We start from the raw sequence: 21,713 nt of genomic DNA, 5'->3' as shown, positions 1-21,713 counted from the left end.
ATGCCTCAAACGTCTTGGGCGGCTTCAGCGAGCGTCCGGCGCAGCGTGCGCCGCGCCAGCTCGATCTTGAAGGCGGCGTGGCCTTCGGCGCGCGCGCCGGAAAGAGCCGCATCGGCGGCCGCAGCGCAGGTCTCGTCGCCCGCGGCCCGCCCGGCAAGCGCACGCTCGCCTTCGGCAGAGTGCCAAGGCTTGGGTGCAACGCCGCCCATTGCGATGCGCGCGCTGCGGATGCGTCCGGCGGCGACGTCGACAATTGCTGCGACCGAGACCAGCGCGAAAGCGTAGGACGCGCGGTCGCGGACCTTGCGGTAGAGCTGCCGACCCGGCGGCGGTGGCGGCAAGATCACAGCGGTAATCATCTCGCCGGCGGCGAGCGTGGTCTCGATGTGCGGCGTCGTTCCCGGCAGGCGGTGCAGTTCGCCAAGCGGAAAGACGCGTGTGCGGCCGTCGGATTGTATCGTCTCGACGCGCGCATCGAGCGCGGTCATGGCCACCGCCATGTCCGATGGGTGGACCGCGATGCAGGCCTCGCTGGCACCAAGGATCGCGTGAAGCCGGTTGAAGCCGCCGCGCGCGCTGCAGCCCGAGCCGGGGTCGCGCTTGTTGCAGGGCATGCCGCGTTCATAGAAGTACGGGCACCGCGTACGTTGTAGCAGATTGCCGGCGGTACTGGCCTTGTTGCGAAGCTGAGCGGAGGCACCCGAGAGAAGCGCCTGCGAAAGCAGCGGATAGCGCCTTCTCACCCGCATGTCGGCTGCGAGATCGCTATTGGGAACCTGTGCCCCGATACGCAGGCCGCCTTCCGGGGTCTCCTCGATCAAGCGCAGTGGCAGGCGGCTAATATCGACGAGATGTATCGGCTGCTCGATCTCCAGCTTCATCAGATCGATGAGATTGGTGCCGCCGGCGATGAATTTGATACCGGGACGCGCGGCCACTGCGGCGGCCGCCTCGCGCAGGCCGGATGCGCGCTCATACGTGAACGGCTTCATCGTTCAGGTCCTCTCGGCGACATCGCGAATGGCCGCGACGATGTTGGGATAGGCGGCGCAACGGCAGAGATTGCCGCTCATGCGTTCGCGAATTTCGGCATCGCTCAGCGTGGTCTGTGCAACGAGATCGCCCGTGACATGGCTTGGCCAGCCCTCCCTGGCTTCGTTCAGCATGCCGACGGCCGAGCAGATCTGGCCCGGCGTGCAATAGCCGCACTGGAAGCCGTCGCGCGCGATGAACGCGGCCTGCATCGGATGCAGCGCCTCGCCCTGCGCCAACCCTTCGACTGTCGTGATCTCGTCGCCTTGGTGCATGATCGCAAGCGTCAAGCACGAGTTTATCCGCCTGCCGTTGATCAGGACTGTACAGGCGCCGCACTGACCGTGGTCGCAGCCCTTTTTGGACCCGGTCAGGCCAAGCTGATGGCGCAGCGCATCGAGCAGCGTGGTGCGCGGATCGAGTTCGACCGAAGTCCGGCTGGCGTTGATGATCAGACTTGCGGGGATTCTCTTCGTTCCGGCTGCAGGCTCGAGAAGACCGCTAGACTGAGCGAACGCCGGCGCGGCGTCAGCTATCCCAACAGTGAGCAGCGCCGTAGCTGCCGCGGCCCCCTGAATCACGATCCTTCGTGTCGGCCCCTCATCGGTCGGGCGTCGGTCTCTGCAGTCGGCCATGTCGAGCTCGCTCCCTTGCGCATCCCCTGCTTGCTCGGCGCAAGATAGGTGCGCCGACTCGGGCGTTCTTTCACGATTCCGGCGCTCTTGCAGGATTCAGGAAAAAAGCTGTTGCCGGTAGGCTCGGGGCGTCATGCCTCGCTCGCGTTTAAATGCCGTGGTGAAATGGCTCTGGCTGGAGAAGCCTAGTGTGGCCGCGATCAGCGCAAGTTCGTGGTCGGAATCCGCAAGAAGCTGCTCGGCGCGGCGAATCCGCCGCGCAATCACAAAGGCATAGGGAGCCATTCCGATCGCCGTCCTGAAGCGGCGCGCGAAGGAATCAATCTCCATGTCTGCGATCGCCGCGAGATCGCTCAGCCTGATCTCCCCGTTGAGGTGCTCCTCGACATACTCCTCAATCCTGCGGAGCGTCGCCTTGCCGAGCGCGCCATGTGCACTTGGACGGGGTTTGCCACCGTCGATCGCCATGACCCGATGCATCGCAATGGCGGCGAGATGCTCGACATAAGCAGTGTCCGGCTTGCCGCCGAATGCAACGTCGTTATGCAGCGCCGTCAGCAGCGCAGCGACAACCGCATCGGCGCGATTGACCAATATTGGTAACGTCTCCGCCGAACGCTCGCATCCGAACCGAGCGTGATCGAGCCAAAGGGCAGAGTAGACGAGATCCGGCTCGCAATAACTGCCGGAGCGCTCGACACCTGCGGGGATGAAGGAGAGCGCGCCCGGCCTGTCCCGGCCGTCATAGACGAGTTCGCCGGAGCACGAAATCCGCGTTCGCGCGGTCTTGCCTGTATGGGTCAGCACGATCAGATGCGAGGGCGCTGTCCAAGTCAGCTCGGCTTCCCGGCAGGACCAGCGTCGATGGTCGAACACGATTGCACCATCAAGCCATGAGCATGTATGCGGTGGCCCCGATCGGGTCTCATCTGTGACGCGGAGTTCCCCCTCTCCGATCATCGGGGTCAAAGCCATGGCATGTACCTTTCCTTGATCAACTCAATTCGCCTGGCCTCATCGAAACGGCCGAAGTGAATTCGGGCACTTCCGCATACGAACTTGAGATCTCGCTCGGACGTCAAACGGTCGCCCTCCGTGACGAGGCGTGAAATGGCCGTGTTATTTGCGCCATACGTCAGATCAAGGGGCGTCGTCGAGGTAGACGCATTCCGCAACACGAAGACGAGCAGCAAACTTATCCGAAATGCGGATCTGCCAGAAATCGGTCCCTTCCGTGTGGGGTAGTCTTCATCGCTCTCGGCTGATGAGCCCCTCGGACTTTCGGGAACTATCCTGCCAAAAACAGCATCGATCGCAACGCACATGCAGAGCTCCTGCCTTGTCGAACGTGCGCACGATGGGATCTGGTTGTCGCAGAACTTTGCCGACCATTACCGGCAATTGTCGCGATCTGTCTCAGGAACGCCGCACTGCATAGTTCGCGACAAGTTGGAGCCGTGCTTCTGTCCCCTCCTCTTCAATCACCTTGCTTTCAATACGGTTTCGCGGAGCTCCATCAAGTCCTATGCCATACGGCTTTGCGACAAAGTGGCTCACCGGGCCCGGATACTGCGACTGCTTGTACTCAACCCTACGCGACCGATACATTCTGTTACACTTTTCCGGTGGGTTGCGCGCCGGACTTCGGTATGATGTGGAACGGAGCAACTGGATGGACTCGGCACCGCACATCGCCGTCGTGGATGATCATCGCGACATCCGCGATCTCGTCGGCAAATATTTGATGCAACATGGCTACCGCATCAGCCTTGCGGAGAGCGCCGCCGCACTTCGCCGTCTGCTCGAACGAAGTGCTTTTGACCTGGTGGTTCTCGACGTCATGATGCCGGGCGAGGACGGATTGTCTCTCTGCCGCCATCTCCGCAGTACCACGGACCTCCCCGTGATCCTGTTGACTGCTATGGTCGAGCAGACCGATCGGATTGTCGGCCTCGAAATGGGCGCCGATGACTATGTGTGCAAGCCGTTCAATCCCCGCGAACTCCTCGCCCGTATCAAAGCAGTGCTTCGCCGTGTCCAAAGCCTGCCGCCGCAGAAAGGCCGGCTCGCGACCAAGATCGTACGTTTCGATCGATGGACTTTTGACGTCAGCCGGCGCGAGCTGGTGGGACACGATGGCATTGCTGTCCCGCTCAGCACGGCAGAGTTTCGGCTGCTGTGCGCCTTTCTCGATCATCCCGGCCTGGTGCTCAGCCGCAATCAGCTTCTCGACCTGACGGTCGGCCGAGATGCCGATCCATTCGATCGGAGCATCGACAATCAAGTCAGTCGTTTGAGGAAGAAGATCGAGGCCGATCCGAAAGTACCAGCGTTGATCAAGACTCACTGGGGCGGTGGATACAGCCTCGTTGCGCAGGTCGAGCAGCCATGATGGGGTTATGGAAGCGCAGCCTGGCGGCCCGCTTCATCTGCTTCACGCTGCTGTCGCTGATGCTGTCGCAAGCGGTTGTGTTCTTCATTTCCTGGGATGAGCACGGGCAGACGATCCGGAAGGCCGCCAAGGGCGAGATATTCAGCCGGTGCGCCTCGCTTGCCCGGGTCTTGGAGGCGACGCCTCCAGCGCTTCAGTCGGATATCCTGAACGCCAGCAACACCAGTTCAGCGAGATATTGGATATCGACCAACGGCCTGAAGGATGCCCCCGCCTGGCGAGAGGAGGCGTGGGAGCGTTTGGCACAACCGTTGCCACGCGTATCCTTCCCCGGCCACAGCGCGCCCGTCGAGGTGAGACCGGATTTCGTCCGAAATTCGGCCAGCAGTAGCAGCGCCACCTCCTCGCAATGGATCGATCTAAAGCCGGAAGCTTGGCCGCTGTCCCGGCCGGCGAAATTTCTCTATCTCGATGACGCCACCGGCATGGGTTTGGCCGTGCAGCTGGCGGACGGCGCATGGCTGAACACTGCATTTGCCAAACCCGCGCAAGACGGCTTCTGGACCTCCCAATCCACCGTCACGCTCGGCCTGTCGGCGTTGTTGTTGTCGATCATTGCCGTATTCGCCGCACGCGGCATCGCGCAGCCACTGCGTCGCCTGGCGGTAGCGGCTGAAGCCCTTGGCCGCGGTCAGGAGATCGTACCGCTGCCGGAGACCGGCCCCGACGATATTCGGCGTACGGCCGAGGCATTCAATCGCATGCAGGCGCGCCTGCATCGTTTCGTCGACGATCGAACCAGAATGCTGGCCGCCATCGGCCATGATCTGCGCACACCTCTGACCTCACTCCGTCTGCGTGCAGAGTTCGTGCCCGATCAGGAAGTGCGGGAGAAAATGCTCTCCACGATTACAGAGATCCAGACGATGACGGAAGCAACCCTCGCATTCGCCCGCGAGGATGCGACCGCAGAAGCCACCCGTACGGTGGACCTCTCAGCCCTTGTGGAAAGTCTTTGCGACGATCTCGCCGAACTCGGCTACGATGTTTCGTTCTCGGAGGGGACGAAGATCAGCTATAGCTGCCGACCAGACGCGCTGCGCCGCGCGTGCCGCAACCTCGTCGAAAATGCCATCCGTTATGGCGAGCGGGCGCGGGTCAGCGTGGAGAGGCGAGCGGATAGCATCGAAATCATCGTCTCCGATGATGGCCCCGGTATTCCGGACAACGCCAAGGAGCAGGTCTTTACGCCTTTCTTTCGGATGGAGAATTCGCGGAATCGCGAAACTGGAGGCGTCGGTCTTGGTCTTTCCATTGCGCGGACCATCGTCCGCCACCATGGCGGTGATATCACATTGATCAACCAGCAGAAGGGACTGCGCGCGGCCATTAGCCTGCCACCGCTGGATAGCGGAGCTCCTCCCAATAGCGGACCTCCTCCCATCGGGGTCCGGGTCGCGGCCGCAGGAGTGAAGGACAATATCAACGCTCTCGAACCGGCAACCCGCAGCGTGAGCGTCTACCTCAAGTAAAATCCAAGCATTCCGCCCGCGTCAAAAGAATTGCTGGAGGCGCGCGAACAAAATCCGCGCGAGGCGATGCCGCCCGAGGCTCAAGCGCACAGGGATTTCAGCTCCGGCGGCGGGGCGCCCTTCCCCTCAAGCATCCCCAGCGCTAGCGCCGCCTCCACCCGCACGCTCGGATCCTGATCATCCGCTAGCTGTCGGAGCGGCAGAATGGCTTGTTCGATCCCCGGGAAGGCCGGACCGAGGCGTCCGAGGTGCCAGGCCGCCAGGCTGCGGACGAAGGCAAGCTCATTGCCCAACTCCGCGATGAGGACGATGACCGGCGCTCCCCCCGGCGGCTCCACCCGGGCGAGTGCCGCCGCCACCCAGACGCGCACGAACCCAACCGGGTCCTGGAGGGCCGCAGCGAGGTCGGACACAGCCTCGGTTGCCGCGGGGCCGATCTCGCCCAGGGCATATGCGCCGAGGCGGCGCCGGAGCGGATCGCTGCTCGAAAGCTCCCTCACCCACTCTGGGACGGAAGTCCCTATGTAAGCGACCTGCGCACTCATGGCCCGTCCCTACTCAAGGACCCACGCCGAGCCGGCGGTCCAGGTTGAATGCGGCGCTTATCAGCCCGATGTGAGTGAATGCCTGCGGGAAGTTGCCCAGTGCTTCGCCACACGGACCCGTCTCCTCCGCGTACAGACCGAGGTGATTGGCGTAGGTCAGCATCTTCTCGAAGATGAAGCGGGCCTCCTCGGCGCGGCCCGCCCGGGCCAGCGCTTCCACCAGCCAGAACGTACACATATTGAACGTCCCCTCGCTCCCGGTTAGACCGTCGCCGGCTCCTCTGCCGATCTCGTAGCGGTGCACCAGGCTGTCGGAGACCAGCTCCGCCATGGTCCGATCCAGCGTCCCACGCATGCGGGGGTCGGTCGGCGACAGGAAGAAGACGAGCGGCATGATCAGGTTGGATGCATCCACCGCGTTGGTGCCGAAGTGCTGCACGAAGGTCTGCCGCTCGGTGTCCCAGCCGCGCGTCATGATGGCCTCGTAGACGCGGTCGCGCTCCACGGCCAGGTGGGTGCGGTCCAGCGGCAGGCTCCGCTTCTGCGCAAGGCGGATCGCTCGGTCCAGCGCCACCCAGCACTGCACCTTGGAGTACACGAACTGCTGCCGTCCACCACGCACCTCCCAGATGCCATCGTCGGCTCGCTCCCAGTTGTTCGCCACCCAGTCCAGCATCTTGCGCAGGTGGCACCAGAAGTCATAGGCGATCGGCGTCCCATACTTGTCGTACAGGTAGACGGCGTCCATCAGCTCGCCGTAGATGTCGAGCTGTAGCTGGCCGACAGCGGCATTGCCGACTCGCACCGGGCGTGAGCCGCGGTAGCCGTCGAGGTGGTCGAGGACCTCCTCGGGCAGCTCGTGTCCGCCGTCGATGCGATACATCGTCTGCAACGGGTCGCCTCGGGCGCCCTCGACGGCCCGCTGCTCCAACCAGGCCATGAACTGCTCTGCCTCCGACGTCAGCCCCAGGCGCAGGAAAGCGTAGTTGGTGAAAGCGGCGTCGCGCACCCACGTATAGCGATAGTCCCAGTTGCGCACCCCGCCGATCTCTTCCGGCAGCCCGCAGGTCGGCGCCGCCACGATCGCGCCGGTCGGCGCGAACGTCAACAGCTTCAACACCAGCGCCGAGCGGTTGACCATCTCGCGCCAGCGACCTGAATAGTTGCACTTCCTCAGCCACTGCCGCCAAAAGGCCAAGGTCTGCGTCAGCGCCTCCGTGCCGACCAGCCGCGCCTCGAGCAGGACGCCGTCATGAACGCTGTCGTGGCCGTTCTCCTCCACCTGGCGGAGGATGAACGTGGTCGTCTCGCCGGGGTTGAGGACGAACTCGGCAGCGACGCCGTCGCCCTGCCGACCAAGCGGGAAGCGGCTGACCAGCGAGACTTTCATGCCTTGCGCCTCGAAGATCGCTCCCCGGCCTTCCAGGACGACCTGGTGGGGCCGGCGGGCAAAGTCGAAAGCCGGCCGGCAGTCGAGCCGGAAGCGGACCGATCCGCGCACCGCCCGCACGACCCGGACGATCTGGTGGATCTTTCTGGTCTCGCGCGAGCCTTGGACCGGCATGAAATCCACGACCTCACCGACGCCCTGGTCGCTAAGAAAGCGCGTCACCAGGACGTTGCTGTCAGGCATGTACATCTGTTTGTGCTGCGCCTCGTAGAGACTGGCGATGCGGAATGAGCCCCCTTTCTGGTCGTCGAGGATCGCCGCGAAGACGCTCGGCGAGTCAAAGTGCGGCAGGCAGCACCAGTCGATGGAGCCGTCGATGCCGACCAGGGCAACGGTGTGCAGGTCGCCGATGACGCCGTAGGACTCGATCGGCTTGTAGCCCATGATCTCGTCTCCTCCGCTCGCTCGACGCGGCAACGCCAAAATACTCGGAGGCGTTCCGCCGGCCTTGCCTTGCGTTGATTCGATGCGCATCGCACAGCGTTCTACGCTGAACGTGGAAATTCCAGCCGTGCACCGAAGGGCCTCCTTTGGACGGCTCCTGGAGCGCCTCGCAGGACCTCAAAGCGCGTCTCATCGCCATCGCGCCAGAAACGGATGTCGAATAGCCCTGTACCGAGACGCAGATCGAGTACAGTCAGATCGGGCAACCATTGCGGCAGAGATGGATCAACGTACAGCTTTCCCTTCGGAGCGTCCGGCGCGAACCCAAGTATCGCCTGCAGAAACGCGAAGACCGACCCCGCTGCCCAGGCCTGTGGGATGTTGGCGCCAAGATATTGAACGGGAAAGCTTCTTCGATCACGCTCGATCGTCGTATAGAGCTCTGGCAACTGATTGGACAGGAAGTGGCTTCCAGCATCGCTGATATCGCGTGCGACCCTTGCGGCCTCTGCGTGGAATCCATATCGTTTAAAGCCGAGAGCGATAACGGCATTGTCGTGGGGCCAGACCGACCCGGTTTGGTAATTATATGGGTTGAACGCTGGGTTCGAGGCCGACAGCGTGCGGATGCCCCAACCGCTCCACATGTCCGATGCCATGAGACGTTGCACGACCTTTCCGGCGCGTTCCTGCGGAACGATGCCTGACCACAAGCAATGGCCGGCATTGGAGGCAACCGTAAGAACCTTTTTCTTTTCGCCATCCAGGGCCAGGGCGTAGAAACCCAACTCCTCATCCCAGAAGGTCTCGTTGAACCGTTTGAAAAGCGCTGCGGCTTTGCTGCGCAGATCCGCGGCACGGCGTGTCTTGCCGAGTTCATCGAACACTTCCGCCATGCGCAGCCAGGCGTCATAGACATAGCCCTGCAACTCGCAGAGCGCCTTCGGTCCCTTGACCAGCGACCCGTCAGGATGAACCACACTGTCTCCGGAATCCTTCCAGCCCATATTCTCGTAGCCGACCGGAGAGCGGGTCTGATACTCCTGGAATCCATCGCCGTCGCTATCACCGTGCTTGTCTATCCAGGACAGGCATCCCTCCGCGGTCTCAAGATGCTGATCCAACAGCGCCTTGTCGCCCGTTGCCCGCCAGGCCGCATGTAGCGTGATGAGATAGAGCGGCGTCGCATCGGCCGTGCCGTAATATGGCGTGTGCGGAATCAGTTTGAAATGAGCGAGTTCTCCGTAGCGGATTTCATGCAGGATCTTTCCCGGCTCAGCGTCGCGGTAATCGTCCCGTTCCTTCGCCTGGAGCGCGCCCAGGATGTCGAGCGTTCCACGGGCGAAATCTGGATAGATCAGCATGTTCTGTAGCGACACGATCAAGCTGTCCCGGCCAAACGGAGCTACAAACCACGGCAAGCCGGCGGCAGGCAGGAACACCATGTGATCGGTGCCGGCGATCGGGAGCCGAAGCGCCGCCATGTCCTCCAGCGCCTGGCGATAAAGGCGGTAGAACTCCTCGTTACTGCAGCGGATCTTTAGTACCGATTGCAGCCAGTCCGAGAGCGCCTCGGCGTGGCGGGTTCGTTCATGGTTGTGCACACATGCGTCCGGTGCAGCGAAGTGTCGGTCGCCATCCTCCAACGCATAGAGCAAGCAGCAATGCCAGGCTTCGCCCGCCTCGAGGCTGATTTCGAAGCTCAGCCGGCCATTAGCGTACTCGATTTCGCTCTGGCGATGTACAGGAGCAACGGTTACCGCGCGGACGAAATCGCTGTTGCGATAGCATGTGCGAAGTTCCTGCTTCGCCGACGACCATGTCGTGGTGATCCGCCCGCGGCGCACAATATCGCCCGACTTCACCTCGAAGATGTCGGCGAAATCCGACCGTATCGCGATCTCGAGCTGGAAGCGTACCTGCTTCGTGCCGTGATTTGTAATGTCGAGATCTTCGTGCATCCCGCCATTGATATATCGGCTGATCACAAAACCGAGCGTGCGCGGCGGGATCAAGCCGTCGGCGGTAGGAATCCTGGTGTTCGTAAGATAAATTCGGGACGCATAGTGGGTGATGGAACCTCCATTGAGAAGATCCCAAGGTTCACCATTTGCGTAGACGGCCCAGCTGCTGATTACTCTTGTATCAAAGAAATAAAGTCCCTTTTCGGTTGGCCAGTTGATTTGTCCGTCTGGTTCGCTGACCAGCACTGTTTGCCCCTGATGGATCGAGATTTGATGTGGACCAACCTGAACCTTAAATGGCATAGGATGCTCGCGAATTCAGCCGCTTGGTGCCGCGATCACAACAATGGCAACAACAACGACCAGATGAGGCTGCAAGCTTCTCCCATAAGGCGGAAGCATTGTTAAGGCAGAAGCATTACGCGTTTCGGTCTCATCTGCCAGCCGGATTTCGGTTTCCGACAAGAACGAACGATGCCTTGTCTCCCCTCTGGCTCGGTGGGGATCTTATGTCCGCGAACGCGCTGGCTCAAAGAACTCAAGTCGCAATCGCAAATGCCTAATAGCGAATAGGTCAGCGCTTCAGACCTACATCCCTTTAGTGGCGAACTGTCGTAACACTGGACGGCTGGTCGTTGCTTCTCCGAAGAAGTCGCGCTACCACTTGGTGGGTGCGGACGCGCCTTGATACGGCGTTGACGATAGAGATGCCTTGGTACGAGTGTTCTTTCCGCCGCACGCGCCGGGAGGACGAAGCTGAAGGGGCGAGACCATGAGCGCCGTCCTTCCGATCATTTGCCTTGCAAGGCATGGCGAGACCGCCTGGAGCCTCTCAGGCCAGCATACCGGCCTCACAGATTTGCCTCTCACCGAGCGCGGCGAACTCAATGCGCAGAGTTTGGGCTCGCGGTTGCAGGGTTTCACTTTCGCAAAAGTGTTCACGAGCCCCCTGAAGCGAGCGGTCCGGACGTCTGAGTTGGCTGGCTTCGGCGTCGAAGCGGAATCCGACCGCGATCTGGTGGAATGGAATTACGGCCAATACGAGGGGCGTCGCACAAAGGAGATCCATGAAGAGCGTCCCGGCTGGCAATTGTTTCGCGACGGCTGTCCGGGAGGAGAAACACCAAATCAAGTCGGCGCCCGGGCCGACCGCATCGTGGAGCGCGTTCGCAACGTCCCTGGGAACGTGTTATTGTTCTCGAGTGGACATTTTCTCCGAGTTTTGGCGGCACGCTGGTTAGGTCTCGATGCGGAGGCCGGACGATTCTTCACGCTCGACACTGCAAGCCTGAGCATACTTGGGTACGAACACGATCGGTCAGAACCAGTGATCCGGCTGTGGAATGACACCAGACACGTCGAAGGTCGATTCGCACCAGCCTTTGCGCGTTGAGATTTAGAAGCGCCCGTCGGAGTAACATAATCTTGAATATGACCCGCGCGTGTTAGGCGCGCACGCTGAGCATATTGCAGAGAGTTGCGTAAGGGTAAGACCGATGAATCAGGTCGTCTTTCTGGTCGACGTCGACAATACGCTTCTCGACAACGACCACATCCAGGCTGACATCAAGGCCCACCTCGAGCGCCAGTATGGTGCCGCCTGTCGCGACCGGTACTGGGCAATTCTCGACGACCTGTTTGTCGAACTGGGATATCGAGACTATCGTGGTGCACTGCAGCGGTACCGTGTCGAACACCCGCAGGACATGCATCTGTTGTCAATGTCTTCGTTCCTGGTCGATTACCCGTTCGCCAATCGTCTGTACCCGGGATCGCTGGATGTGCTCGAACGACTGCGTCAGTGGGGCCCCACCGTCCTTCTCACTGATGGCGACGTTGTTTTTCAACCGCGCAAGGTTGAGCGCTCCGGCCTTTCAGAGGCCGTCAACTCGCATGTGTTGATCTACATCCACAAGGAACTCGCGCTCGACGATGTCGAGTCCCGTTATCCGGCACTGCACTACGTCCTGGTGGACGACAAGCCGCGAATCCTCGCCGCGGTCAAGGAAGCCTGGGGCAGTCGCGTCACCACCGTTTTTCCCCGACAGGGACAATATGCGCATGACGCGAACGCGCTCGCCTCCTTCGCCACACAGGACGTGACGGTGGACCGGATCGGAGACCTGCTCGACTATGATCTGGGTCGCCTGCTTGCGGCTGTCCCTCGACTCGAAGCTGTGCGGAGGTGAAGCGATGAAGGCAACGCAAAAGCTCCACGAGCTCGGACAGAGCGTTTGGCTCGACAACATCACCCGTGACCTGCTGACGAGTGGCACTTTAAAGCGCTACATTGCCGACTTGTCGCTGTCGGGGCTCACATCGAACCCGACAATCTTCGATCACGCGATCAAGAACAGCTCACACTATGATTCTGCGATCCGCAGCAAGCTGAACGAGGGAAAGTCGGGTGAGACGCTATTCTTCGAACTAGCGATCGAAGATCTAGCGCAGGCAGCCGACCTGTTCCGCCCGATTTGGGACCGCACCAATGGTGTAGACGGATGGGTCTCGCTCGAGGTCTCGCCACTCCTTGTACATGATACGGCCAGCACAATCGCAGCCGCCAGGGAGTTGCACGCACAGGCGAAGCGCCCCAACCTCTTCATCAAGATACCCGGCACCAGGGAAGGGCTGCTCGCCATCGAAGAGGCAATTTTCGCCGGCGTGCCCGTGAATGTGACCCTGTTGTTCAGCCGAGAGCACTACCGCGCCGCGGCGGAGGCATATCTGCGGGGCATCGAGCGGCGCATTGCAGCCGGTCTGAATCCAAATGTTGGCTCCGTTGCGTCGGTCTTCGTCAGTCGCTGGGATGCCGCCGTCGCCAACAAGGTTCCCGCGCCTTTACACAACAAGCTGGGTATCGCAATCGCGAAACGAACATACAAGACAGCCTGCGAATTGCTCGGCTCCTCACGCTCGCGGCGTATTTACAACGAGGGTGGGCGGCCACAGCGCCTGCTATGGGCGAGCACCGGAACCAAGGATCCCGCGGCATCCGACGTCCTGTACATCAAGGCGCTGGCCGCGCCGCTCACGGTCAACACCATGCCGGAAAGCACGGTGAAGGCCCTCGCCGACCACGGAGACGTCGGAGAGATGTTGGCGGCCGATGGCGGCGACTCCGAAGAGGTGCTGGCGCAATTTGCAAAGGCCGGCGTCGATGTCGAAGCGTTAGCAGCAACGTTGCAGGACGAGGGTGCCAAGTCGTTTGTCAAATCCTGGAACGAGCTGCTGGGCGTCATCTCTGCCAAAACCGAGGTGCTCAAGAAGGCAAGCTAGGTTGCAATCGAGACGAAGGTCCTCGCAATGAATATACTGGTCGTTGACGTGGGCGGCACCCACGTCAAGATCCTTGCCTCCCGCGAAAAAGTAAGGCGAGAAATTGACTCCGGGCCGACCCTGACGGCCCGGCAGATGGTATCGAGCGTCAAGAAACTCGCCGATGGCTGGGAATATGACTTCGTCTCGATTGGCTATCCGGGCCCGGTTGTGCACGACCGGCCTGTGGCGGAACCTCACAATCTCGGAAAAGGCTGGATGGGCTTCGACTTTACTGCGGCATTCAAACTGCCGACGAAAGTCATCAACGATGCGGCGATGCAGGCGCTCGGCAGCTACGGGGGCGGCAAAATGTTGTTCCTCGGGCTCGGAACGGGACTCGGCTCGGCGATGGTCATCGATGGCATCGTGCAGCCGATGGAGCTTGGGCACTTACCCTACAAGAAGCGGATCTATGAGGACTATGTCGGCGCCCGCGCGCTGGAGGAGTTCGGCAAGAAAGCATGGCGGAAGCACGTCGAAGATGTCGTTGAATATCTGATTGCGGCACTCCAACCGGAGGACGTCGTGCTGGGCGGCGGCAACGCCAAACTGTTGAAAGAACTGCCGCCATTGTGCCGGCTTGGGGATAATGCCAACGCATTCAAGGGTGGCTTCCGAATGTGGGAAGGCCCGCCAAAGGGAAAGATCACTCGCTCGCGCAAACAAACTGCGCAAGCCGCCATAGCGCGTTAACAGGAGCGATGAATGGCAACGGCCACGAAAACGGTCACCGAGCTTCCCGCCTGGAAGGACCTGTCCGCCCATTTTCAGAAGATCGGCCGCCTGCATCTGCGCGAGCTCTTTGCTCAAGACCCTAAACGCGGCGAGCGTTTGACGGTCGAAACAGCCGGGCTCTACCTCGACTACTCGAAGAACCGGATTACCGATGACACGCTAGCTCTGCTGTTGCAACTGGCCGAACAGTCCGGGCTCCGCGCGCGGATCGATGCGATGTTCGGAGGCCAGAAGATCAACGTTTCCGAGAAGCGGGCCGTCCTGCATGTCGCGCTCCGCGCGCCGAACGGCCAATCGATCCTGGTTGATGGCGAGGACGTTGTACCGCAGGTCCATTCGGTGCTCGACCGCATGGCCGACTTTTCCGATCGCGTACGCGGCGGTGCGTGGCGCGGCCACACCGGCAAGCCAATCCGCAACATCGTCAACATCGGCATCGGCGGCTCCGATCTGGGGCCGGTGATGGCCTACGAGGCGCTCAAGCATTACAGCGACCGCGCGATGACGTTCCGGTTCGTCTCCAACGTGGACGGCACCGATTTCGCGGAAGCGACCCACGATCTCGATCCGGCCGAGACTCTGTTCATTATCTCTTCCAAGACTTTCACTACACTGGAGACCATGACCAACGCCAGGAGCGCGCGCGATTGGTCGCTCGCGGGACTTGGGGGAGACGAGAAGTCGGTCGCGAAGCATTTCGTCGCGGTGTCGACCAACGCGAAGGAAGTGACGAAGTTCGGCATCGATATCGCCAACATGTTCGGCTTCTGGGACTGGGTTGGCGGACGGTACTCCATGGACTCCGCGATCGGACTCTCGACGATGCTTGCCATCGGCCCGGACAACTTTCGCGCCATGCTCGGCGGCTTCCATGAGATGGATGAGCATTTCCGCACCGCGCCGTTCGAGCGTAACCTGCCGGTGCTGATGGGGCTGCTCGCCATCTGGTATAATAACTTCTTCGGCGCGCAGACGGTGGCGGTGCTGCCCTACGAACAATACCTGAAACGGTTTCCGGCATATCTCCAGCAGTTGACGATGGAGAGCAACGGCAAGCACGTCACGCTCGAGGGCAATCCTCTCAACTACAACACCGGTCCGATTTATTGGGGCGAGCCTGGGACCAACGGCCAGCATTCGTTCTATCAGCTCATCCATCAGGGCACCCGTCTCATTCCTTGCGACTTCATCGCGTTTCACAAGACACTCAACCATCTTGGAGAGCAGCACGACATGCTGCTCGCGAACGTCTTTGCTCAGGGCGAAGCGCTCGCATTTGGCAAGACGGCTGACGAAGTAAGGCGGGAGGGGTCTGCCGATTGGCTCGTTCCGCATCGCGTGTTCGAAGGAAACAGGCCGTCGACTACGATTCTGCTGGAACGGCTAACACCCGCGGCTCTCGGCAAACTCGTCGCGCTGTACGAGCACAACGTCTTCACGCAGGGCGCAATTTGGCAGATCGATTCATTCGACCAATGGGGCGTCGAACTCGGCAAGGTGCTGGCGCAACGCATCATCCCGGAACTCACCAATGAAGCCGAACCCAAATTCGGACACGACAGCTCGACCAACACATTGATCCGCCGACATCGCACGTTCAGGGAGAAGTCGCACTAAATACTGATCTCGACACGCCAGGATACCTGCGCACCCGGGGGGAAGTCACACCGCGAAAAAAAGAGGAGCCACTCATGCAACTCGGGATGATCGGTCTCGGCCGAATGGGCGCCAATATGGTGCGAAGACTTGTTCGACATGGTCACCAATGTGTCGTCTTCGACATGTCGCCGAACGCCGTTGCAGAACTGGTGAAAGAGAAGGCGACGGGAAGCGCCTCTCTGGCGGATTTCGTGGCGAAGCTCGAAAAGCCGCGCGCGATCTGGTTGATGGTTCCGGCGGCAGTCGTAGATAGATCGATCGGTGATCTGCTGCCGCTGCTCGAAGCCGGCGACATTCTGATTGACGGCGGCAACTCCTACTACATCGATGACATCAGGCGTTCCAAGGAGTTGGCGCACAACAGCATCCATTATGTCGATGTCGGCACCAGCGGCGGCGTGTGGGGTCTCGAGCGCGGCTACTGCATGATGATCGGCGGCCCTGACGAGGCCGTGCAGCGGCTGGATCCGATCTTCAAGACCCTCGCTCCCGGTCTCGGCGAAATCCCGCGCACCCCGGGACGAGAGCGCGCCTCCGCAGGCACCTCCGAGCAAGGCTATCTCCACTGCGGGCAGAGCGGCGCCGGTCATTTCGTCAAGATGGTCCATAATGGTATCGAGTACGGGCTGATGGCGGCGTATGCCGAGGGGCTCGCTATCCTGCGCGCAGCGAACATCGGCAAGCACGCGCACGCGGCGGACGCCGAAACAACACCGCTTCGCATTCCCGAGCACTACCAATACGACCTGAAGCTACCCGACATCGCAGAGGTGTGGCGGCGCGGCAGCGTGATAGCCTCGTGGCTTCTCGATTTGACAGCAACCGCGTTGCTGGAAGATCCGGCTCTGTCCAAATTCGCTGGGCGCGTCTCCGACTCCGGCGAAGGACGCTGGACTATTGCAGCAGCGATCGACGAAGCAGTCCCCGCCCCGGTCCTGACGACGGCGCTATACGAGCGTTTCAGCTCTCGCGGCGAGGCCGATTTCCAGAACAAGCTGCTTTCGGCGATGCGCTACGAGTTCGGTGGACACTTGGAAAAGGCGGCCAATGAGAGACCGAGATAGCCATGAGCGAACCTAAATCCGACGCATTGGTGTTTTTCGGCGCGACCGGCGATCTTGCCTACAAGAAGATCTTTCCGTCGTTGCAAGCGATGCTGAAACGGGGCCACCTCGATGTGCCTGTCATCGGCGTCGCAAAGGCCGGCTGGACACTCGACCAGCTCAAGGCCCGAGTACGAGACAGCCTTGAAAAGCACGGCGGCCTCGACGCCGCTGCGTTTGACAAGCTGGCCGGTCTTTTGCGTTACGTAGACGGCGACTACGCCGATCCGACTACGTTCGATGCCCTTCGCAAGCAGCTCGGTTCGGCACAGCGGCCAGCACACTATCTGGCGATCCCACCGGCGTTGTTTGCAACCGTAGTGGAACGGCTCGACACTGCCGATTGCACCAACGGCGCGCGCGTCATTGTGGAGAAGCCATTCGGGCATGATCTCGCCTCCGCACGCAACCTCAACAGGATTCTGCTCGCCAGATTCGACGAAGATCACATCTTCCGCATAGACCACTATCTCGGAAAACGACCTGTTCACAACATGGTCTTCTTTCGCTTCGCTAACGCGTTCCTGGAGTCGTTCTGGGACCGCAAGTTCGTGAGCAGCGTGCAGATCACGATGGCGGAGAATTTCGGCGTGCAGGGTCGTGGCGCGTTCTATGATCAAACTGGCACAATTCGCGACGTGATCCAGAATCATCTGTTTCAGGTGTTGGCCAATCTGGCGATGGAACCGCCAGCCCGATCCGACAGCGAATCCTTGCGCGACGAGAAGGTCAAGGTCTTGAGATCAATTCCGCCGATCGTTGAGAACGAGCTGGTGCGCGGACAGTTTCACGGCTACCGGCAGGAGCCTGGCGTTGCTCCGGACTCGCAAGTGGAGACGTTCGCTGCGTTGCGGCTGGAGATCGACTCCTGGCGCTGGCAGGGAGTGCCATTTTATATCCGTGCCGGAAAATCGCTTCCGGTGACTTGCACGGAAGTGATCGTACGCCTTCGTGAGGCGCCGCGGATCTTTCCCCATTGCGCCGCGATACCCAATTATTTGCGGTTTCGCATCAATCCCGACATGGCCATTGCCCTTGGCACGATGGTGATGGACGAGGATGACCGAGAGGTCGGCGAGCCGGTTGAATTGTTGGCGAGCCGGCGCCCAGGCCCAGAGGAAATGGATGCGTATGAACGCGTGCTCGGCGACGCCATGAATGGCGACCGAACGCTGTTTGCACGACAGGACTATGTCGAAGAAGCATGGCGGATCGTCGATCCGGTCTTGAAGAAGGCGACTCCCGTCTACGAATATCAAGCCGGAAGCTGGGGGCCTCACGAAGTGGACAAGAATGTCACCCCCCCGGGCGGCTGGCACAACCCAACGGTAGCGTAACGCAGAGAGTGAGGAATGAAGATCGAAGTGCTCCTCGATCCCCGGCTCTGTTGCTTGATGACGGCAGCCTATCGCTGACGATGCACGTACACGGCTGCCGCGCGCAGGCGGCCTGTAATCGACACCCGCGGGAGGAAATCAGCCATGACAGACGCCGAACTCGACCAGCTCGCGATCAACACCATTCGCACACTGTCGATTGACGCGGTCCAGGCCGCCAACTCGGGCCATCCCGGCACACCAATGGCGCTTGCGCCGCTCGTCTATACGCTCTGGAACCGAGTCATGCGCTTCGACCCGCAAGATCCGATCTGGCCCGGCCGTGATCGCTTCGTGCTGTCGAACGGCCACGCATCGATGCTACTGTGGTCAGTGCTCTACCTTACCCGTACACAGGCCGTGAATGCTGAGTACGAGACGTTGGGCAGGCCTGCTGTCACCCTCGACGATATCCGGCGCTTTCGTCAGTTCGGAAGTCATGCGCCAGGGCATCCCGAATACCACTTGGTATCCGGCGTGGAGACGACTTCCGGCCCGCTCGGACAAGGCATTGCGACCAGCGTCGGGATGGCAATCGCGCAGCGCTGGCTCGCTGCGCGCTACAACAAGCCGGATTTTGCCATCTTCGATTACGACATCTATGCCGTATGCGGAGACGGATGCCTGATGGAGGGCGTTGGCTCTGAAGCGGCATCGCTCGCCGGCCACCTCGGCCTCGATAATCTGTGCTGGATCTACGACAACAACCACATCACGATAGAAGGCAGCACGCGGCTGGCGTTCACCGAAGATGTAGCCGTTCGTTTCACCGGCTATGGCTGGAATATCCTTCACGTTAATGACGCCAACGACATTGCCGGCATTGAACAGGCCCTGGCAACGTTTCGCGATACGAAAGGCCGACCGACGCTGGTGATACTCAACAGCCATATCGGATATGGCTCGCCACACCGCCACGATACGGCCGCGGCGCATGGCGAGCCGCTCGGCGTTGAAGAAGTCAAACTCACCAAACGCGCCTATGGCTGGCCCGAAGACTCGAATTTCCTGGTGCCTGACGGCGTTCTCGAACACTTCGCCGCCGGCGTCGGTGAGCGAGGCGGCGAGGCGCACCGCAAATGGCAAGCTCTGTTCACTGATTACCGCTCGAAGTATGCCCCGCTGGCGACCGAGATTGATCAGATGCAACGCCGCGAGCTTCCGGCAGGCTGGGACCGCAACCTGCCGTCATTCCCGGCAGATCTGAAGGGGCTCGCGGGGCGTGAGGCGTCGGGAAAGGTCCTGAACGTTCTGGCGCAAAACGTTGCCTGGTTGATTGGCGGTTCGGCAGATCTGGGTCCATCGACCAAGACGCTGCTAACCTTTGAAGGCGCAGGCGATGTTCAGGCCGCCACACCGGGCGGCAAGAACTTCCATTTCGGCATCCGCGAACACGCGATGGCTGCAATTCTCAACGGTCTGGCACTCTCGAAGCTGCGGCCGTTCGGCGCGACCTTTCTGATTTTCAGCGACTACGCCCGGCCCGCGATACGACTGGCGGCGCTAATGGAACTACCCGTGATCTTTGCTTTTACCCATGATGCCATGGGCGATGGCGAAGACGGCCCAACGCATCAACCAATCGAGCAACTCGCTTCAATGCGGGCAATGCCGGGTATGACGCTGTTCCGGCCGGGTGATGCCAACGAAGTGGTGGAAGTCTATCGCTACGTCATGCAGCTTCGTCATCGGCCAGCCTTGCTGGTTCTGTCTCGTCAACCGTTACCGACCCTCGATCGCAGCAAATATGCATCGGCATCCGGGACATCGCGAGGCGCCTACGTGCTTGCCGACGCCGCTGACGGCAAGCCGGACATCATCTTGATTGCTACCGGCAGCGAGTTGAGTCTCGCGGCCGAGGCTCATGAGAGACTTAGCTCGGATGGTATCCGCTCGCGCGTGGTCTCGATGCCTTCCTGGGATGTCTTCGAACGCGAGACGCAGGAATACCGCGACGCCGTCTTGCCGCCGGAGGTCACGACCCGCCTCGCAATCGAGCAGGCGTCAACGTTCGGTTGGGAGCGTTACGTTGGCCCGACCGGTCGGGTCATCGGCATGCACACTTTCGGCGCCTCCGCCCCGCTGAAGGCCCTGCAGCAGGAGTTCGGATTCACCGTCGATAACGTTGTGACGACGGCCAAGGCGCTCTTGCGGCCTGCAAAAGCCACATAGCCATGAATATCCTTGAGGAGCGAAAGCCGCTATCGGCGGAGCACGCGCGGCTTCAAGATTCGTCGCCGGACACGCCTGGCAACTGGAAAACGATCGGGCCATACGTCAGCGAGCGCGCCTGGGGTACCGTGCGCGAAGACTACAGTGCCGACGGACAGGCCTGGCAATACTTCCCATACGAACACGCGCGCTCGCGCGCCTATCGGTGGAACGAGGACGGTCTTGCCGGCCTTTGCGATCGAGCGCAGCGCCTGTGTTTTGCTCTTGCCTTTTGGAATGGACGTGACCCCTTCCTGAAGGAACGCATCTTCGGTCTCGCTGGTCCAGAAGGAAATCACGGCGAAGACGCCAAGGAGTACTGGTGGTACATCGACGCAACACCGACCAGTTCATGGCTTCGTTGGCGTTACTACTATCCCCAGGCAGAGTTTCCCTACGCGTTGCTTCGGCAGGAGAACGCAAGACGCAACAAGGACGAGGTCGAATTTGAACTCGTGGATACCGGCATTTTCGAAGGGGACCGTTACTGGCAGATCGCGGCGGATTACGCCAAGGCGTCACCTGATGACATATGCATGCGCATCAGCGTTCGTAACGCGGGACCCGATCCGGCTGAGCTTCACGTGCTTCCGACTCTGTGGTTCCGCAACCGCTGGTCATGGGAGGCCGGCGTCGCGCGGCCGATGATCCGGGCGACTGCTGAAACTGGCAACGTCGGCGCGATCGCTGAAGAAGAACTGCTGGGTCGCTGGCGCTTCACTGCCGGGACGGATCCGGCGGGAAAGCCGCCACGGCTGCTGTTCTGTGAGAACGAAACCAATGCCCGGTACCTGTATGATATCACCGCCGAGCAGACGCCGTATCCAAAGGACGGCATCAACGACCACGTCCTTCACGGTGCGGCAACGGTAAATCCTGCCAAGCAGGGTACAAAAATGGCCTGCTGGTATCGCCTCGAAGTCGCTGCCGGCGAAACTGTCGAGCTCAGGCTTCGCCTCGCACGTGATGGGCACGGCCAGACCGCGAGCCTCGGGGCAGACTTCGAGCGGATCCACGCCGACCGGAGCCGCGAAGCTGACGAATACTATAAAGCGCTGACCCCTGACGGCGCGAGCGAGGACGAGGCCGCAGTCATGCGGCAGGCGTTCGCCGGAATGCTGTGGGGCCAGCAGTTCTACCACTACGACGTCGCGCGCTGGCTCGACGGCGACATCATACGTCCGCCCGAGGCACGCGCGTCAGGTCGCAACGCGGGCTGGCGCCATCTCAACAACCACGACATCATCGCCATGCCCGACAAATGGGAGTATCCGTGGTATGCCTCATGGGACCTCGCCTTCCATTGCGTGGTGCTGGCGCACATCGACCCCTCAGCAGCGAAGCATCAATTGCTGCTGCTGACGCGCGAATGAT

The 21,713-nt window shown here is 61.0% G+C and carries 17 protein-coding genes; 11 read left to right on the top strand and 6 right to left on the bottom strand.

The window, feature by feature from the left end:
- Window positions 1-5: 5 nt before the first annotated feature.
- The 3 genes from ACZIRK_RS29655 to ACZIRK_RS29645 form a co-directional block, all read right to left on the bottom strand.
- Window positions 6-992 carry an FAD binding domain-containing protein gene (locus tag ACZIRK_RS29655; RefSeq protein WP_474418696.1) on the bottom strand — a complete coding sequence of 329 codons (987 nt, stop codon included), beginning with the start codon at window positions 990-992 and terminating at the stop codon, window positions 6-8.
- Between the two features lie 3 nt (window positions 993-995).
- Window positions 996-1,667 (bottom strand): 2Fe-2S iron-sulfur cluster-binding protein, encoded by a 672-nt coding sequence (locus tag ACZIRK_RS29650; RefSeq protein WP_474418695.1) that lies wholly within the window; start codon window positions 1,665-1,667, stop codon window positions 996-998.
- A 96-nt stretch (window positions 1,668-1,763) separates the two neighbouring features.
- On the bottom strand, window positions 1,764-2,543 hold the full coding sequence (locus tag ACZIRK_RS29645) for a helix-turn-helix domain-containing protein (protein ID WP_474418694.1): 780 nt from the start codon (window positions 2,541-2,543) through the stop codon (window positions 1,764-1,766).
- Window positions 2,544-3,339: 796 nt separating this feature from the next.
- Here ACZIRK_RS29645 and ACZIRK_RS29640 point away from each other — a divergent pair.
- Together ACZIRK_RS29640 and ACZIRK_RS29635 are read left to right on the top strand one after the other, a co-directional pair.
- Window positions 3,340-4,059 (top strand): response regulator, encoded by a 720-nt coding sequence (locus ACZIRK_RS29640; protein ID WP_028165428.1) that lies wholly within the window; start codon window positions 3,340-3,342, stop codon window positions 4,057-4,059.
- Window positions 4,056-5,591: a sensor histidine kinase gene (locus ACZIRK_RS29635; protein WP_474418693.1), complete on the top strand. Its 1,536-nt coding sequence runs from the start codon at window positions 4,056-4,058 to the stop codon at window positions 5,589-5,591. The genes ACZIRK_RS29640 and ACZIRK_RS29635 overlap by 4 nt, the downstream gene beginning before the upstream one ends.
- Window positions 5,592-5,671: 80 nt before the next feature.
- Here the strand turns inward: ACZIRK_RS29635 and ACZIRK_RS29630 are convergent, their stop codons facing one another.
- From ACZIRK_RS29630 to ACZIRK_RS29620, 3 genes are all read right to left on the bottom strand, one after another.
- Window positions 5,672-6,136, bottom strand: a complete 465-nt coding sequence (locus ACZIRK_RS29630) for a HEAT repeat domain-containing protein (protein ID WP_130228354.1) — start codon at window positions 6,134-6,136, stop codon at window positions 5,672-5,674.
- A gap of 13 nt (window positions 6,137-6,149) precedes the next feature.
- Entirely contained in the window at window positions 6,150-7,970 is a 1,821-nt protein-coding gene (locus ACZIRK_RS29625) for a glycoside hydrolase family 15 protein (protein WP_130228353.1), read from the bottom strand.
- Window positions 7,971-8,071: 101 nt separating this feature from the next.
- Window positions 8,072-10,237, bottom strand: a complete 2,166-nt coding sequence (locus ACZIRK_RS29620; RefSeq protein WP_130228352.1) for an amylo-alpha-1,6-glucosidase — start codon at window positions 10,235-10,237, stop codon at window positions 8,072-8,074.
- Window positions 10,238-10,706: 469 nt separating this feature from the next.
- Between ACZIRK_RS29620 and ACZIRK_RS29615 the strand changes: the two genes are divergently transcribed.
- From ACZIRK_RS29615 to ACZIRK_RS29575, 9 genes are all read left to right on the top strand, one after another.
- Window positions 10,707-11,327, top strand: a complete 621-nt coding sequence (locus ACZIRK_RS29615; RefSeq protein ID WP_130228351.1) for a histidine phosphatase family protein — start codon at window positions 10,707-10,709, stop codon at window positions 11,325-11,327.
- Between the two features lie 103 nt (window positions 11,328-11,430).
- On the top strand, window positions 11,431-12,123 hold the full coding sequence (locus tag ACZIRK_RS29610) for an HAD family hydrolase (RefSeq protein WP_474418692.1): 693 nt from the start codon (window positions 11,431-11,433) through the stop codon (window positions 12,121-12,123).
- A 4-nt stretch (window positions 12,124-12,127) separates the two neighbouring features.
- Window positions 12,128-13,213 carry a transaldolase gene (tal, locus tag ACZIRK_RS29605; protein WP_130228349.1) on the top strand — a complete coding sequence of 362 codons (1,086 nt, stop codon included), beginning with the start codon at window positions 12,128-12,130 and terminating at the stop codon, window positions 13,211-13,213.
- A gap of 27 nt (window positions 13,214-13,240) precedes the next feature.
- Complete coding sequence (locus tag ACZIRK_RS29600; RefSeq protein WP_130228348.1) at window positions 13,241-13,948, top strand: ROK family protein; 708 nt, start codon at window positions 13,241-13,243, stop codon at window positions 13,946-13,948.
- A gap of 12 nt (window positions 13,949-13,960) precedes the next feature.
- Window positions 13,961-15,607 carry a glucose-6-phosphate isomerase gene (pgi, locus tag ACZIRK_RS29595; protein ID WP_130228347.1) on the top strand — a complete coding sequence of 549 codons (1,647 nt, stop codon included), beginning with the start codon at window positions 13,961-13,963 and terminating at the stop codon, window positions 15,605-15,607.
- Between the two features lie 74 nt (window positions 15,608-15,681).
- On the top strand, window positions 15,682-16,713 hold the full coding sequence (gene gnd / locus ACZIRK_RS29590) for a phosphogluconate dehydrogenase (NAD(+)-dependent, decarboxylating) (protein WP_130228346.1): 1,032 nt from the start codon (window positions 15,682-15,684) through the stop codon (window positions 16,711-16,713).
- 2 nt (window positions 16,714-16,715) lie between these two features.
- Window positions 16,716-18,089: a glucose-6-phosphate dehydrogenase gene (zwf, locus tag ACZIRK_RS29585; RefSeq protein ID WP_130228345.1), complete on the top strand. Its 1,374-nt coding sequence runs from the start codon at window positions 16,716-16,718 to the stop codon at window positions 18,087-18,089.
- 144 nt (window positions 18,090-18,233) lie between these two features.
- On the top strand, window positions 18,234-20,300 hold the full coding sequence (tkt, locus tag ACZIRK_RS29580; protein WP_474418691.1) for a transketolase: 2,067 nt from the start codon (window positions 18,234-18,236) through the stop codon (window positions 20,298-20,300).
- A gap of 2 nt (window positions 20,301-20,302) precedes the next feature.
- Window positions 20,303-21,712 (top strand): hypothetical protein, encoded by a 1,410-nt coding sequence (locus tag ACZIRK_RS29575; protein WP_474418690.1) that lies wholly within the window; start codon window positions 20,303-20,305, stop codon window positions 21,710-21,712.
- Window position 21,713: the final 1 nt, after the last annotated feature.

Source organism: Bradyrhizobium sp. Leo114, from assembly GCF_055229415.2.
This window is presented reverse-complemented; position numbering and strand designations above follow the sequence as displayed.